The organism is Natrinema amylolyticum, assembly GCF_020515625.1.
GTDB lineage: Archaea > Halobacteriota > Halobacteria > Halobacteriales > Natrialbaceae > Natrinema > Natrinema amylolyticum.
This window is the reverse complement of sequence record NZ_JAIWPJ010000002.1, coordinates 320,935-335,098: the sequence shown is the minus strand read 5'-3', so window position 1 is coordinate 335,098 and position 14,164 is coordinate 320,935. Positions and strand designations below refer to the sequence as shown.

Here is a 14,164-nt window from a genome sequence, read left to right as displayed (position 1 = left end):
CGGAGTCGGCCGTTTCGGACTCCGCTCGGGCGCCGTTCTCTCTCTCTCTCCGCACTGTCGGAGGCGGAGTCGGCCGTCGACGCAGTCGACGAAGCGAGCAGCAACTGCCGGTAGTCCGGAACGTACTGTTCGATCTCTCTCGGTCGCTCGTTCTGTGAGGTTTCAATCCGTTACTGCTGGCTATACCACACTATATTACCTATATAATAGTATTTTATTTATTATAAAATCTAATGAGTTAATTGTGAGTGGCTCCGCTCGCATGGTCGAATTCACCAGACGGAACTTGATGGCATCATCGGTCGCGGCAGCGATCAGCACCGGGGCGGTCGGCGTCGTCGGTGCGCAGGACGGAAGGGACGAACACGAAACGCTGGCAGCGCCGTACGTCGAGGGGAACATCGATCGGTTTTCGACGACTGCGAAGGGAGCCGAAGTAACGGGACCGTTCGTCTTCGAGACGGGAGAGCTCCTCTACAGTCTGCAGGGACCCAGCCCGGAGAACATCGCTCCCTTCGACACGGGCGGGGTCGGCGTCTTCGACGATTTCCAGTTCACCTTCAACGGGAAGAACGACGAGTTCAAGGAGCTCGAGGCGCCGCGAACCGACCGAGAGGAGCGCCAGGTCCTCTCGGCGGCCGGCCAGTACCGACTCCTCGTCCAGACCGGCGAGGAGATCAACGGCGGAGACGAACGGTTCGGTCACCCGCAGACGCCGGACGGCACGGACCTCGAAGAAATCGCCGAGGAGACCTACGAGGGGGTCGGCGAACAGGCCGACATGAACTTCTTCGTCGCGACGAACGACGAGGGCACGGAGGGCTACCTCTTTACTAACAACGAGACGCGACCCGGCGCGATCTCGCGAACACCGCTCTACCGCGACGAGGACGGCTACTGGCAGGCCGACCTCGAGAACGCGATGGAACTCGAGAACACCGAGGCGTTCCGCGAGATCGGCGGGACGAGGGTCAACTGTTACGGCGACCTCAGCCCGTGGGGGACGCCGCTGTCGGCCGAAGAGGAGTACGGTCACCCGCGCGTCAACGGGCTCGCGACGGTCAGTGATATCGTCGAACAGGGCAGCGGCGTCGGCCTTCGCGGCGGCAACGAGTTCTGGAACCGCCCCAACATTCTAGAAGTCCACGGCTCGCTCGGAGAGATCTTCGGCGACGAGCACGCGTATCCGATGGGGCTGAACAACAGCCGGGGTACCGAGAAGATGGCCTATCACCTCGGCGTCGAGCCGATCGATCAGACCGAGGCCGAGATCGATAACGAGGACGAGGACAGGGACGGGGACGGCACCAAGACCGTGAACACGCCCCGACCCATCGGGGACGAGGCGTTCCCGAATCGCTACCGCTACGGGCACATCGTCGAGATCACCGAGCCGACCGCCGAGGAGCCGATCCCGGTCAAACACCACGTCTTCGGCCGCGCCGCGTGGGAGTGTCCCGAAGTCCTGCCCGACGAACGCACCGTCTATCTCGCCTCCGACGGCGGTGCGAAGGGTATCTACAAGTTCGTCGCAGACGAGCCCATTCCGGAGCACGACGACCGGATGGACGTCCGCGGTACGCTGTACGCCATGAAGGCGGCAGAGATCGGCGAGGGGCCGGTCGCCGAGACGGACCTCGAGATCGAGTGGCTCGAACTGGGTACCGCCAGCAACGGCGAGGTCGAGTCCTGGATCGCCGACTACGACGACGTCACGCAGGTCGACTACCTCGAGACTCACGCCGAGACCGACTGGGAAGACGACCTCGAGACCGCTCTCGCCGAAGCCGACGAGGAGGTCGCCATCAACGGCAATCAGGACTTCATCACCGACGAGGAGATCGTCGAGTGGGCCGAACAGTACGAGGAACGCGGCCCCGACGGCGTCGACGAGGACCTGCGCCGCGTCCCCTTCCTCGAGACCCGCGCGGCCGCCAAGGAGATCGGTGCCAGTATCGAGTTCAACAAGGCCGAGGGGATCGACGCTCACGACGAGGCCGAGCCCGGCGACTTCATCTACTTCGGTATCTCCTCGCTCGGCGGCTACATGACCGACGAACGGGGCGACCTCCGGTTCGACGAGGTCGAGACTGGGGTCCTCTATCGGGCCGAGCTCGAGGCGGGGTACGACGTCTCCCGACTCGAGCCGGTCGTCGTCGGACCGAACGGCAGCGCTCCCGAGTCGCTTCAGGACGCGTCGCTGATCAACGTCGACAACGTCATGGTGCTCGACGACGGCCGCGTCCTCCTCTGTGAGGACAAGGGAAGCTTCGGCCGCTCGTACCCCAACGACGCGATGTGGGTCTACGAGCCGCCGGCGACGCTGGAGATCGACTCCGTCGCGATCAGCCAGGAGACGACCGGCGAAGCCGATCTGACGCTCTCGTCGATCCCGAACGGCCTCGCCGGCGGCCGCGTCACCGTCTCCCTCGAGCACACCGACGTCGCCGAAATCGCCGGCGCGAGCTATCACGACGCGCTCGAACTCACCGCCGGGCCGACGATCAGCGACGACGGCTCGACGGTCGAGTTCCGGTTCGCCGACATCGAAGACGAGATCGAATCCGGCGCGACGGACGTCACGCTGGCGACCGTCGAGATCGAGGGCGTCGGTGGCGGGACGACCGATATCACGGCCGACGTGCAGTCCCTGGACGACGACGATGGGGCTGTGATCGACGCCCAGCCACGGCCCGGCGTGGTCGTTACTGGGCCGCCGCCGGTCGGCGGCGGCTCCGGCGGCTCGGGCGGACGGGCTCCGACCGACCCCGACGGCGACGGAACGTTCGAGGACGTCAACGGGAACGGACGGCTGGACTACGACGACGTGACCCTCCTCTTCGAGCACATCGAGGACGACTCGGTCCGTCTCAACGTCGACGCCTACGACTTCAACGACAACGGCCGCATCGACTACGACGACATCGACGAACTGTACGACGAGCTGTGAGCGAGACATCGCCGCGGCGTCGAATCGGCGCGCTCGTCGTCGCCCTCGCGGTCGGACTGACGGTCGGGCTTCCGGTCGCGGTCACGGCCGCGAGCGGCGGCTCGACCCCCGGAATCGGCGCGACCGAGGCGAACGGCTCGACGACCGAGAGCAGTCTCGTCGTCGCCGACGCGACCGTCGAGCCCGGAGGGACCGCGACCCATCGGATCGCGCTCACCGACGCCCCGGACGGCCTCGCCGGCTTCAAGATCACCCTCGAGCTGTCGACCGAGGCCGCGACGGTCTCGAACGCCAGCTATCCCGACACGTACGGGAAGACGTCTGACCCGATCGTGAGCGACGACGGGCAGTCGGTGACCGTCGAGGCCGCCGATCTCACCGACGAGGTGGCGCCCGGCGCGACCGACGTCACGCTCGCGACGGTCGCGGTTACCGGGCCCGACACCGGTTCGACGACGCTCGAGATAACGGACGTCCAGGCCGACGCGGACGGCGGCTCCCGCATTGAGCCGGTGCTCGAGGCGGGGACGCTCACCGTCGACGACGGGACGGCCGTCTCCTCGGCACAAACCGCGGACGGCGACGGTGACGGCGGCACTGATTCCGGTGACGGGACGGACTCCAGTGACGGGATGGACTCCGATGACTCGAATCGGAGTTCGAGTTCGGACTCGGTCCCCGGCTTCGCGGGCGGAGCCGCACTCGTCGCGATCGCCGCTCTCGCGGCGGCCCTGCTCGCGCGGTCCCGGTAACCCGTCTGCTCATTCTTTTCGACGCGCCTCCCGCCCTGCTGCCGTCTCACTCGCTCTCCTCTCAGTTCATAGAAAAGTTATTAATACGTTATTTCGAACGAAAATACACATGCGAACCAGTATTCATTCAGATGAGTTTCGAGGAGGATTGTGGACGTGTCTCGTCGCCATTCTCGTACTGGGCGTTGCGTTCGCGCCCGCGACAGGGGCTGCGACGACTGTAATAGCGACCGGTTCAACGACGACCGATGTGACGACCGAGGAATCGCCGTCGGTCGACACCACCTGGGCCGACGTGCTCAACGACTCCGCTGTCATCGTCGCTGGGAACCTCACCGATCTCGGCGACGCGGAGAACGCGACCGTCCGGTTCGAGTACCGCGAGAACGGCTCGAGCGACGCGTGGTCGACCGCGGCGGCCGAACCGAGGGCCGAGACGGGCGCGTTCAGGGACGATTTGACCGGTCTCGAGCCCGGGACGGTCTACGAGTATCGTGCCGTTGCGGAGACGACGGTCGGCGTCGACCGCGGCGAGATCCGAACGATCGAGACACCGGCCGATCGACCGGAAGCGACGACGACGGGCGCGACGGCCGTCGGTGAAACCGAGGCGACGCTCGGCGCGAACGTGACCGATCTCGGCGGCGAGTCGTCGGCCGAGGTGTGGTTCTCGTATAGCCCGACCGACGAGTACGAGCCGAACTCGGAGTGGACCGAGACGCCGACCCGGACGGTCAATTCGACCGGCGTGGCGACCCAGCAGGTGACCGGTCTCGAGCCCGGAACCGAGTACGAGTTCACGTCGCACATCCGCACCGAACGGGAACACGGGCTGTCCACGGGGTACGAGCAGTTCGCGACGGAGACTCGCTTCGCCGTCGAGACCGGGTCAGCGACGGGCGTGACGGCAACGAACGCGACCCTGTCCGGCGATATCGCGGACTTCGGCGACGCGACCGCGGCGACCGCCCGGTTCGAGTACCGACGGCTTGGGGCTTCCGAGTGGACGACGACCGAGGCGGTCGAATCCGGCTCCGCGGGGCAGGTCAGTACGACCGTTCGCGACCTCGAGCCCGGAACGAGCTACGAGTTCCGCGTTGTCGGCGAGGCGGCCGACGGCGATTCGGCCGTCGGCGCGGTCGAGACGTTCGAGACGGTCATCGATCCCGACGTCGAGACCGGGGGCGCAGTCAGCGACGACGAGTCGGCGACGGTCTCCGGCGAACTGATCGATCTCGGCGGTGCCGACGCGGCGACCGTCGCCATCCAGTACCGCGAGCCGGGCGCGAATACGTGGCACGAGACCGACGATGAGACGCTGACCGCTCCCGGGGCAGTCGAGACCTCGCTTACGGGACTCGAGTCCGGAACCGAGTACGAGTACCGCGCCGTCGTCCGCGCCGATAGCGTCACCGAATCGGGAGCGACGGCGACGCTGACCACCGACATCGCGACCCACGAGCCGACCGTCGACGCGCTCTCGGGGAGCGACGACAGCCCGCCGAACCCGCACGCCGAACTCGCCGCCGACTGGCGCGTCAGCGATGTGGACGGTGATCTCTCGTCAGTCACGGTAACGATCCGAGATGGGAACGACCGAGTCGTCGTCACCGACGAGGCGTCCGTCGAGGGCGAGACCGCCGGCGGATCGCTCGCCGAGACGGTGAAACACGGTGCCGGCGACGACTACGGCGTGACCCTCGCGGTTACCGACGAAACCGGAACCACCGTCACGGACCGAACGACCGTCGCGGCGTAACGACGGCGACCGGCGACAGCGAACGCGGATCGACGACTGAGGCGCGACTCGCAGTTTCTGACGGTCGTTTTATTCGAACATCGCGAGAACGAGTAGACGTGTTCGAGATCGTCACGCTGCTCCTCATGGCGGCCGTCGGGACGGCGGTCGTCTGGAAAGGGAGCGCCTGGCTCGAGGACGCGGCGAACGACCTCGCGGTCGCGTACGGGCTGCCGGCGGTCGTTCAGGGGGCCGTAATCGCCGCCGTGGGCTCGAGTACGCCGGAACTGGCGAGCGTCCTGCTCGCGACGCTGTTGCACGGCGAATTCGAGCTCGGCGTGGGTTCGATTGTCGGTTCGGCGACGTTCAACCTCCTCGTGATCCCGGGACTCGCGGTGCTCGTCGGCGGCGACATCGATACGACCCGCGAACTGGTCTACAAGGAATCGCTGTTCTACATGCTCGCGGTTGCATCGTTGCTGTTGACGTTCTCGCTCGCGGTGATCTACAATCCCGCCGACGCGGCCGGCGTCCGGATCGGGGGAACCGTCTCGCGGCCGCTCGCCCTGTTTCCGGTCGCGCTGTACGGGCTCTACCTGTTCACGCAGTACCTCGACGCCACCGAATCAGACGACACGACGGACGCGTCGATCGCGCTCGCACGGACGTGGGCCCGGTTCGTCGTCGGGCTGGTACTCATCGTCGTCGGCGTCGAAGCGCTTGTTCGGTCGGCGATCGGCCTCGGAGACGCGTTCGGAACGCCGTCGTTCCTCTGGGGGATGACCGTCGTGGCCGCCGGCTCGAGCCTGCCCGACGCGTTCGTCAGTCTCACGGCCGCGCGGGCCGATCGGCCGACGGTCACGCTGGCGAACGTCCTCGGGAGCAACACCTTCGACCTGCTCGTCGCCGTCCCGGTCGGCGTCCTCGTCGCAGGGTCGCTGACGGTGAACTTCGCCCACATCGTGCCGATGATGGGGTTTCTCGTCCTGGCGACGATCGTGTTCTTTGCGATCTCCCGGACCGGCATGGAACTCTCTCGACGGGAAGCGTGGGTCCTCCTGGGGTTGTACGCGGCGTTCGTCTGCTGGCTCCTGCTCGAGAGCCTTCGGGTCGTTAGCGTACTCCAATTCTGACGGAATAACGGGTCGTGTACTCGCTCGAGAATGATATACATCGCATACAGTAAATATCACGAATATGTTCGTCTAATGATTTTACCGTCTCCCGTTTGATATCCGTGTATGAGCGACGATCCCGATTCCGACGAGCACCGATTCGCCACGAACAGCGTCCACGCCGGCCAGGAGCCCGATCCGACGACGGGGGCTCGCGCGCCGCCGCTGTACCAGACCACTTCCTACCAGTTCGAGGACACCGAGCACGCCGCCGCGCTGTTCGGGTTAGAGGAGACGGGCAACATCTACTCGCGGATCATGAACCCGACGAACGCGATGTTAGAGGAGCGCATCGCGACGCTGGAGGGCGGCGTCGGTGCGCTCGCGACCGCCTCGGGGATGGCCGCCTTCGATCTGGCGACGTTCATCCTCGCGGACGTCGGCGACAACATCGTCTCCTCGTCATCGCTCTACGGGGGAACCTACACCTATCTCACGCATACCGTCTCGAAACGGGGAATCGAGACGAAGTTCGTCGATACGCTCGACTACGAGGCTTACGCGGACGCCATCGACGATGACACCGCGTTCGTTCACCTCGAGACCATCGGTAACCCCGCGCTGGTGACGCCGGACATCGAACGGATCGCCGACATCGCCCACGACCACGACGTGCCGCTGTTCGTCGACAACACCTTCGCGACGCCGTATCTCTGCCGACCCTTAGAGCACGGAGCCGATCTGGTCTGGAACTCGACGACTAAGTGGATCCACGGCGCGGGGTCGACGGTCGGCGGAATCCTCGTCGACGGCGGCTCCTTCCCCTGGGAGGAGGGCGACTATCCCGAGATCACCGAGCCGAACCCGGCCTATCACGGCGTGAACTTCTACGAGACGTTCGGCGAGGCAGCGTTCTCGGTCGTCGCCCGCACTCGCGGCCTGCGCGATCTGGGCAACCAGCAGGCTCCCTTCGACGCCTGGGTCACGCTCCAGAAACTCGAGTCGCTCCCCCTTCGCATGGAGAAACACTGCGAGAACGCGATGGCCGTCGCGGAGTATCTCGAGGACCACTCGAAGGTATCGTGGGTCAACTACCCCGGCCTCGAGAGCCACGAGACCCACGAGAACGCCCAGAGGTACCTCGAGGGCGGCTACGGCGGCATGATCACGTTCGGCCTCGAAGGAGGGTACGACGCCGCGGAGACGGTCTGTAACGAGGTCGACCTGACGAGCCTACTGGCCAACGTCGGCGACGCGAAGACGCTGATCATCCACCCCGCGAGCACGACCCACCAGCAACTCTCCGAGGAGGAGAAACTGGCCAGCGGCGTCACCGACGACCTCATTCGGATTTCCGTGGGGATCGAGGACGTCGACGACGTGATCGCGGACCTCGACCAAGCGATCGAGCAGGCGTAATTCGGCCGTGACTGCGGCTCGCTCGGCGGTGACTGCGGCCCGGATCGACCGCGGCTCGGAGTGACTGCGACCGCGGTCGGGCGACGATTCCAGTGCACTGTGACTAGCCCTCGTCGTTAAGTTCTCGGGGTCCGACTGATCGACTATGCCGACCGGGCTACTCACGTCAGACGCGTCGGAACAGATCGTTGCGACCTGTCGAACGGCCATCGGCGACAGCCTCCGTTCGGTCACCTACTTCACGCGGGACGACTACGAGCAGCTCTACCTCCGGGAGGACTTAGAGCGCGACGCCGACCTCTCGACGTTCATCGGCCACGAGTGGCGCGGGTTCAAGACGACCCAGACCGCCTACGAGGGGTCCGAACTCGGCGCGTACGACTACACGATTCGGGTCTTCGAGAACGGCTTCCTGATCCGCGTGACCAACGACAGCGAGGGCGTCTTCGTCACCACCGACGGCCTGACGGTCAAGGACTTCGAAGAAGTCGCGACGGCGCTCGACTCGTTCCTCAGCAGTCACGAGATTTCGTAACGGAGTCGTCGCCCGCACTCGAGCGGTCGTCGTCATCGGACTCCGTCCGATCGTCCGCCTCGTCGTCGGCGTCCCGCCCGCCGATCGGCAGGCCGGACCCGTGGTCGCCGTCCGTTCCGAGGAGGCGAGCGAAGCGACGACGTTCCGCGGCGTGTCTGTCGAGACTCATGCCGCCGCTAGAGGATCGTTTCCCTTGTAGTAATGCGGGCCGTTTCCGGGAGAAATTCGGTACTTCCCTCGCGAAACGGTCCCGTCGCCGCCCCGCGATTTCCGCTGCGTAACAGTTTCCTACGAGGTGGACCGCGCAACGTCGGCACAGCGTAACACCCTTTTCCGCCACGCCCGTGGATGTCTCTAATGACCGATCTTCCAGACCCCGTCGCCAGCGAACTCGAGTCCCACGACGCGTTCGACCGGACCGGCGACGGCTACGATCTCGCGACGACCGTCTTCGAGACGACGATCACGGCCGACGACGCCGACGGGAAACGCGACGGCCGATTCCGCGTCACCGTCTTCCTCCCCAGCCTCGACGCCGCCGTCGCCGACGAGGTCGTCGCGGATCCCGTCGAGGACGGCTGGTTCGAGACCCTCGAGCGACGCCTGCAGGACGTCTTCACCGTCGCCCACACGAGCACCCACGACGAGCCGGTCGTCGAACGCGACGCCGACGAAGTCCGCGTCCGCCTCGAGTACACCGCCTGGGACGCCGGCGAGGGCGTCGACGATGCCAAGGCCCTGATCGAGTTCGTCGAGGGCACCTTCGCACAGGGAATCATCCCCGGCTACGAGTATCAGGGCGAGGCGGCGACGCTGCTCGAAAACGCCCAGAGCAGAGGGCAACAAGCCGCGGACGGGGACGGAAGCAGCGGCGGTATGCCGCTATAGCCCGCCGACGAGCGTTTCCCACTCAAGGTTTTGTTCTGTGGCCGAGAATGGGGCTCGAGCAGACGCGAGATCCTCACGACTCGGGGGAGAGCAGGCGGTTACCCGAAATTCACCGCGAGCGAAGCCGCAGGCTGAGCGAGCGGGCCGACGACTGACCCGGAACGAGAGCGCGGCTTCGCCGCGCCCTCGGCAAAAATTCGTCTTTAGTCCATCGCGATGTACGTCTGTGTGTCTTCGACGCCCTCGATGGCCTGGATGTGGGTGGCCGCGATTGCTTTGACTTCAGCGGGCGTCTCGACCACCGCTTTCGCGATGAGATCGACGTCACCGGCGACGATGTGAGCCGATTGAACGCCGTCGATGGATTCGATACTGTCTCTGAGTCGATCCGCCTCGCCCGTGTTCGCCTTGATCATGATGAACGCGGTAACCATCAGTTGACACCTCCGGAATCGGACTCGGTCTCCGGCTCCGAGTCCGTCTCGGTCTCCAGCAGTTCCGTCGCCGCTGAACTCGAGCCCGCGCCCGCGTTCGCGGCCGCACGCTTCGCCGTCTCGCCGACCAGGAGCTGGCGGACCTCGCTCAGGACGGCGAAGTCAGCCAGGACGACGAGTCGGTCGTCGTCCTCGATCGAGAGGTCTTCGGTGGGAATCTCGAGCGGGGCCTCGCCCTTCCCGAAGGCGAGGAGGGTCGCATCGGCGGGCAGTTGCAGTTCGCTGATCGTGTAGCCGTTGACTGGGGCCTCGCTGGTGATCGTGAGTTCGACGACCTGCAGATGCGGGGCGATGTCGGCGATGGCGCGGATCGTCCCGCCGAGCAGGGCGTTTTTCGCGCCGATCGCGCCGAGGCGTTCGGGATAGATGATCTCGTCGACCTGCTCGGCGTACTTGCGATAAATCCCCTCGCGGTAGGCCTCGTCGATCCGCATGACGGTTCGACAGCCGTAGTGGTCGCCGATCATGCAGGCGGTGAAGTTGACGTTGAGGTCGCCGGTCAGCGCGCCGACGGCGTCGGCCTCCGTGATGCCGGCCTCCTCCAGAACGTCTTCGCGGGACCCGTCGCCCTCGACGACGGGAAAGCCCTGGTCACGGGCGCGTCTGAGCGTCGGTTCGTCGCGTTCGACCATCGTCACCTCGTGGTCCTCGTCACGCAAGACGCGTGCTGTGCGCAGACCGACCCGTCCGGCCCCGATAATCACGAACCGCATGGACGGGAGTACACCGGCCCCGGTGAATAAGTTTGCCCCCGACTACCATGGGATACCGTCGAACGGGTCGTTCGACTCGACGATCGATTCCGACGGAGAAAGGAAGATCGAACGAGCGTCGACGGCCGCGACGACCGTCTCGCGAGAACGAGTGACCGAGCCGTTATCCCATCGCAATGTACGTCTTCGTGTCGGTGACGCCGTCCAGCCCCTGAATGCTCGAGGAGACGGTCTGGAGCACGTCGTAGACTTCCGCTGCGTCGACCTCCGCGATGATATCGTAGTTGCCCGCGACGATATGCGCGTCGGCGACCGACTCGAGGCCGTCGATCTCTGCGAGCAGCCCCTCGGACTTTCCGGCGGCCGTCTTCACCATGATGAACGCGTGGACCATCGAAGGTGTGGTACACTCTGGCACGACTAAAGGCTTTGCCCGAATCCGGCGTCGAGATTTCTCCGCCGAACGCGGACAGTCGAAGCGATGAGAGCCGAGAGAGCGACTACTCGGAGTCCGCCGCCGTCGCGATCGCGTCCGTCACCGCCTCGAGCACCGCATCGGGCGACTGCGTCGCGTCGACGCGGACGAACCGGTCGGGGTCGCGCTCGATCAGCCGCTCGTAGTTCTCGCGGACCGCCTCGAGGTACTCGGCTCGTTCGAACTTGTTCGTCGTTCCCGCGCGGGTCGCGGCGGCCTCGGGATCGAGATCGAGGTAGACTGTCAGGTCCGGCTCGGTCGAGAACGGCCGGTGGATGTCGATGACGTACTCGAGCGGATCGTCGAGGTCGTGGCCGTCGGCTGCGGCGAGCGTCGCACCCTGATAGGCGAACCGCGAGTCCGAGTACCGGTCGGAGATCACGAGGTCGCCGCGCTCGAGGGCGGGGTCGATCACCCGCGAGAGGTGGTCGGCGTGATCGGCGGTGTAGAGGAAGAGTTCCGCCAGCGGGTCGGCGTCGTCGTCCTCGATCGAGCGATAGACGGCGTCGCCGTACCAGGAGTCGTCCGTCGGTTCGCGCGTGAACACGGCGTCGGGATAGCGCTCCTCGAGCGCCTCCCGGACCGTCGTCTTGCCGCTGCCGTCCAGTCCCTCGAGCGTGACGAGCATGGTCGCCTCTCGTCGTGACGGCTACTACAATCTGTCGAGCCTCGAGTCGCCTTCTCACGTAGCCGCCCACTATTTATCGCTGCGGAGTCATATTCCGTCCATGAACGTCCTCGTCGCCGGTGGCACCGGCTTCATCGGCACGAACCTGTGTGCGGAACTGGTCGAGCGCGGCCACGAGGTGACGGCACTCTCTCGATCCCCGGACGATGAGGGGCTCCCCGACGGCGTGGAGTCTGCGATGGGCGACGTCAGCGCCTACGATTCGATCGCCAATACGGTGGCGGACCACGACGCCGTCGTCAACCTCGTCTCGCTCTCGCCGCTCTACAAGCCCCGCGGCGGGCCGGGTCACGAGGAAGTCCACCTCGGGGGCACCGAGAACCTCGTCCGGGCCGCCGAAGCCGGCGACGCCACTCGATTCCTTCAGATAAGCGCGCTCGGTGCCGATCCGAACGGTGCGACGGCCTATATCCGCGCCAAGGGGAAGGCCGAGGCAGTTGTCACGGAGTCCTCGCTCGAGTGGACGATCGTTCGCCCGTCGGTCGTCTTCGGCGACGGCAGCGAGTTCATCGAGTTCACGAAGACCCTGACGACGCCGTACGTGACGGGATTGCCGGGCGGTGGAAAGACGCGGTTCCAGCCTATCTGGATCGGCGACCTCGTCCCGATGCTGGCCGAGACGCTCGAGGACGACGCCCACGTCGGCGAAACCTACGAGCTCGCCGGGCCACAGATCGCTACGCTCGCAGACATCACGGAGCTGGTCTACGCGGCCGAGGGAAAAGACGTCACGATCGTCTCGATCCCGATGGGGCTGGCGAAACTGGGCCTCTCCGCGGTCGACTCGCTCCCGTTCGTCCCCTTCGGCCCCGATCAGGCCCGATCGCTCGAGTTCGACAACACGGTCGACGACAACGACGTGACCGCGTTCGGCCGCGATCCCGCGGACCTGCGGACGCTCGGTTCGTATCTCGGCCTCGAGCGAACCGGTACCCGGGAGAAACGTCCGGAAACGGTTTGACGTCGCCGCCCGGTCGTTCGGATTTCACTCGCCGCCTCTGATGTAAAAATATCTATGGGTCGAGTGACACCGTTTTTTCGGACACAGAATCGGCCCGAATACCGTCTCGTTCCGTCGATTAGCTTCAATAGTAACTCAATCGAGAAAGTCAGATTTGCACAAGATTTATATCCTCCATTGCACTGGTACCAATCCAACGGAGCCCCCTGACAAACAATGAAGCTGGCGATGATCGGATTCGGACAGGCCGGTGGCAAAATCGTCGATCGGTTCCTCGATTACGACGATCGGACGGGTAGCGGAATCGTCCGGGCAGCGATCGCTGTCAACTCCGCGAAAGCGGACCTCATGGGTCTGGATAATATTCCACAGGAGAATCGCGTACTCATCGGCCAGGCCCGGGTGAAGGGCCACGGCGTGGGTGCTGACAACGAGCTCGGCGCGGAAGTCGCCGAGGAGGACATCGACGAGGTCCAAAACGCCATCGACCAGATCCCGACTCACGAGGTCGACGCCTTCCTGATCGTTTCCGGGATGGGCGGCGGTACCGGATCGGGCGGCGCGCCGGTCCTCGCCAAACACCTCAAGCGAATCTACACGATCCCCGTCTACGGGCTCGGCGTCCTGCCGGGCACGGACGAAGGCGGAATCTATACGCTCAACGCGGCGCGGTCCTTCCAGACGTTCGTTCGCGAAGTCGACAACCTGCTCGTCTTCGACAACGACTCCTGGCGACAGACCGGCGAGTCCGTTGAGGGCGGCTACGACCAGATCAACGAGGAGATCGTCCGCCGGTTCGGCATCCTCTTCGGAGCTGGCGAAGTCGGCGACGGCCAGGAAGTAGCCGAGAGCGTCGTCGACTCCTCGGAGATCATCAACACGCTCTCCGGCGGCGGCGTCTCCACCGTCGGATTCGCCTCCGAGGAAGTCGAACTCAACTCCGGCGGCGGGCTGCTCTCGCGGTTCACCGGCGACGGTGGCGGCGGGACGGACGACGATCTCGACGCCGCGAACACGACCAACCGCATCACGAGCCTCGTCCGCAAGGCCGCACTCGGCCGACTCACGCTCCCCTGCGAGATCGAAGGCACGGAGCGCGCCCTGCTCGTGCTCTCCGGTCCGCCGGAGTACCTGAACCGGAAAGGCATCGAACGCGGCCGCAAGTGGCTCGAGGAGGAAACGGGCAGCATGGAAGTTCGCGGTGGCGACTTCCCCCGAGAAGAGCCCGAGGTGGCCGCGGCGATCTTGCTCTCGGGCGTGACGAACGTCCCGCGGATCAAGCGCCTCCAGCAGGTCGCTATCGAGGCACAGGACAACATCGACGACATCCAACAGGAGAGCGAGGAGAACCTCGAGGAACTCGTCGAGGACGACGAAGACGAGCTCGAGCCGCTGTTCTAGGCCGCCGTTCTTTCGTATTCGACGGCGCGAGGGCC

General features: G+C 65.4%; 14 protein-coding genes. 9 read left to right on the top strand and 5 right to left on the bottom strand.

Annotated elements, in window-relative coordinates:
- Positions 1 to 262: 262 nt before the first annotated feature.
- From LDH66_RS11925 to LDH66_RS11900, 6 genes are all read left to right on the top strand, one after another.
- Positions 263 to 2,950, top strand: coding sequence for an alkaline phosphatase PhoX (locus LDH66_RS11925; protein ID WP_226481296.1), 2,688 nt, complete (start codon positions 263 to 265; stop codon positions 2,948 to 2,950).
- Positions 2,947 to 3,702: a hypothetical protein gene (locus tag LDH66_RS11920; protein WP_226481295.1), complete on the top strand. Its 756-nt coding sequence runs from the start codon at positions 2,947 to 2,949 to the stop codon at positions 3,700 to 3,702. Before LDH66_RS11925 ends, LDH66_RS11920 begins: the two co-directional genes overlap by 4 nt.
- Before the next feature lie 250 nt (positions 3,703 to 3,952).
- Positions 3,953 to 5,461, top strand: coding sequence for a fibronectin type III domain-containing protein (locus LDH66_RS11915; RefSeq protein ID WP_226481294.1), 1,509 nt, complete (start codon positions 3,953 to 3,955; stop codon positions 5,459 to 5,461).
- A gap of 98 nt (positions 5,462 to 5,559) precedes the next feature.
- Complete coding sequence (locus LDH66_RS11910; RefSeq protein ID WP_226481293.1) at positions 5,560 to 6,573, top strand: sodium:calcium antiporter; 1,014 nt, start codon at positions 5,560 to 5,562, stop codon at positions 6,571 to 6,573.
- A 108-nt stretch (positions 6,574 to 6,681) separates the two neighbouring features.
- Entirely contained in the window at positions 6,682 to 7,974 is a 1,293-nt protein-coding gene (locus LDH66_RS11905; RefSeq protein WP_226481292.1) for an O-acetylhomoserine aminocarboxypropyltransferase/cysteine synthase family protein, read from the top strand.
- 145 nt (positions 7,975 to 8,119) lie between these two features.
- Positions 8,120 to 8,509 carry a DUF7522 family protein gene (locus LDH66_RS11900; protein WP_226481291.1) on the top strand — a complete coding sequence of 130 codons (390 nt, stop codon included), beginning with the start codon at positions 8,120 to 8,122 and terminating at the stop codon, positions 8,507 to 8,509.
- On the opposite strand, the gene LDH66_RS11895 is transcribed toward LDH66_RS11900, so the two are convergent.
- Positions 8,487 to 8,678, bottom strand: coding sequence for a hypothetical protein (locus tag LDH66_RS11895; RefSeq protein WP_226481290.1), 192 nt, complete (start codon positions 8,676 to 8,678; stop codon positions 8,487 to 8,489). The genes LDH66_RS11900 and LDH66_RS11895 overlap by 23 nt on opposite strands.
- Positions 8,679 to 8,866: 188 nt before the next feature.
- On the opposite strand from LDH66_RS11895, the gene LDH66_RS11890 reads away from it, so the two are divergent.
- Entirely contained in the window at positions 8,867 to 9,397 is a 531-nt protein-coding gene (locus LDH66_RS11890; RefSeq protein WP_226481289.1) for a DUF5813 family protein, read from the top strand.
- A gap of 203 nt (positions 9,398 to 9,600) precedes the next feature.
- Here the strand turns inward: LDH66_RS11890 and LDH66_RS11885 are convergent, their stop codons facing one another.
- From LDH66_RS11885 to tmk, 4 genes are all read right to left on the bottom strand, one after another.
- Positions 9,601 to 9,831 carry an Lrp/AsnC family transcriptional regulator gene (locus LDH66_RS11885; RefSeq protein WP_226481288.1) on the bottom strand — a complete coding sequence of 77 codons (231 nt, stop codon included), beginning with the start codon at positions 9,829 to 9,831 and terminating at the stop codon, positions 9,601 to 9,603.
- Complete coding sequence (locus LDH66_RS11880; protein ID WP_226481287.1) at positions 9,831 to 10,604, bottom strand: potassium channel family protein; 774 nt, start codon at positions 10,602 to 10,604, stop codon at positions 9,831 to 9,833. Before LDH66_RS11880 ends, LDH66_RS11885 begins: the two co-directional genes overlap by 1 nt.
- A 163-nt stretch (positions 10,605 to 10,767) precedes the next feature.
- Complete coding sequence (locus LDH66_RS11875) at positions 10,768 to 10,998, bottom strand: Lrp/AsnC family transcriptional regulator (protein ID WP_226481286.1); 231 nt, start codon at positions 10,996 to 10,998, stop codon at positions 10,768 to 10,770.
- A gap of 106 nt (positions 10,999 to 11,104) precedes the next feature.
- Positions 11,105 to 11,707 (bottom strand): dTMP kinase, encoded by a 603-nt coding sequence (gene tmk, locus LDH66_RS11870; protein WP_226481285.1) that lies wholly within the window; start codon positions 11,705 to 11,707, stop codon positions 11,105 to 11,107.
- A 100-nt stretch (positions 11,708 to 11,807) separates the two neighbouring features.
- Here tmk and LDH66_RS11865 point away from each other — a divergent pair, with 100 nt between their 5' ends.
- On the top strand, positions 11,808 to 12,728 hold the full coding sequence (locus LDH66_RS11865) for a complex I NDUFA9 subunit family protein (protein WP_226481284.1): 921 nt from the start codon (positions 11,808 to 11,810) through the stop codon (positions 12,726 to 12,728).
- Between the two features lie 216 nt (positions 12,729 to 12,944).
- Entirely contained in the window at positions 12,945 to 14,129 is a 1,185-nt protein-coding gene (locus LDH66_RS11860; protein ID WP_226481283.1) for a tubulin/FtsZ family protein, read from the top strand.
- Positions 14,130 to 14,164 lie beyond the last annotated feature (35 nt).

What these genes read in the sequence shown, in the direction of transcription:
- LDH66_RS11925 (WP_226481296.1), top strand. Translation starts at nt 263, where the DNA reads ATGGTCGAATTCACCAGACGGAACTTGATGGCATCATCGGTCGCGGCA.
- LDH66_RS11905 (WP_226481292.1), top strand. Translation starts at nt 6,682, where the DNA reads ATGAGCGACGATCCCGATTCCGACGAGCACCGATTCGCCACGAACAGC.
- LDH66_RS11900 (WP_226481291.1), top strand. Translation starts at nt 8,120, where the DNA reads ATGCCGACCGGGCTACTCACGTCAGACGCGTCGGAACAGATCGTTGCG.
- LDH66_RS11895 (WP_226481290.1), bottom strand. Translation starts at nt 8,678, where the DNA reads ATGAGTCTCGACAGACACGCCGCGGAACGTCGTCGCTTCGCTCGCCTC.
- LDH66_RS11890 (WP_226481289.1), top strand. Translation starts at nt 8,867, where the DNA reads ATGACCGATCTTCCAGACCCCGTCGCCAGCGAACTCGAGTCCCACGAC.
- LDH66_RS11885 (WP_226481288.1), bottom strand. Translation starts at nt 9,831, where the DNA reads ATGGTTACCGCGTTCATCATGATCAAGGCGAACACGGGCGAGGCGGAT.
- LDH66_RS11880 (WP_226481287.1), bottom strand. Translation starts at nt 10,604, where the DNA reads ATGCGGTTCGTGATTATCGGGGCCGGACGGGTCGGTCTGCGCACAGCA.
- LDH66_RS11875 (WP_226481286.1), bottom strand. Translation starts at nt 10,998, where the DNA reads ATGGTCCACGCGTTCATCATGGTGAAGACGGCCGCCGGAAAGTCCGAG.
- tmk (WP_226481285.1), bottom strand. Translation starts at nt 11,707, where the DNA reads ATGCTCGTCACGCTCGAGGGACTGGACGGCAGCGGCAAGACGACGGTC.
- LDH66_RS11865 (WP_226481284.1), top strand. Translation starts at nt 11,808, where the DNA reads ATGAACGTCCTCGTCGCCGGTGGCACCGGCTTCATCGGCACGAACCTG.
- LDH66_RS11860 (WP_226481283.1), top strand. Translation starts at nt 12,945, where the DNA reads ATGAAGCTGGCGATGATCGGATTCGGACAGGCCGGTGGCAAAATCGTC.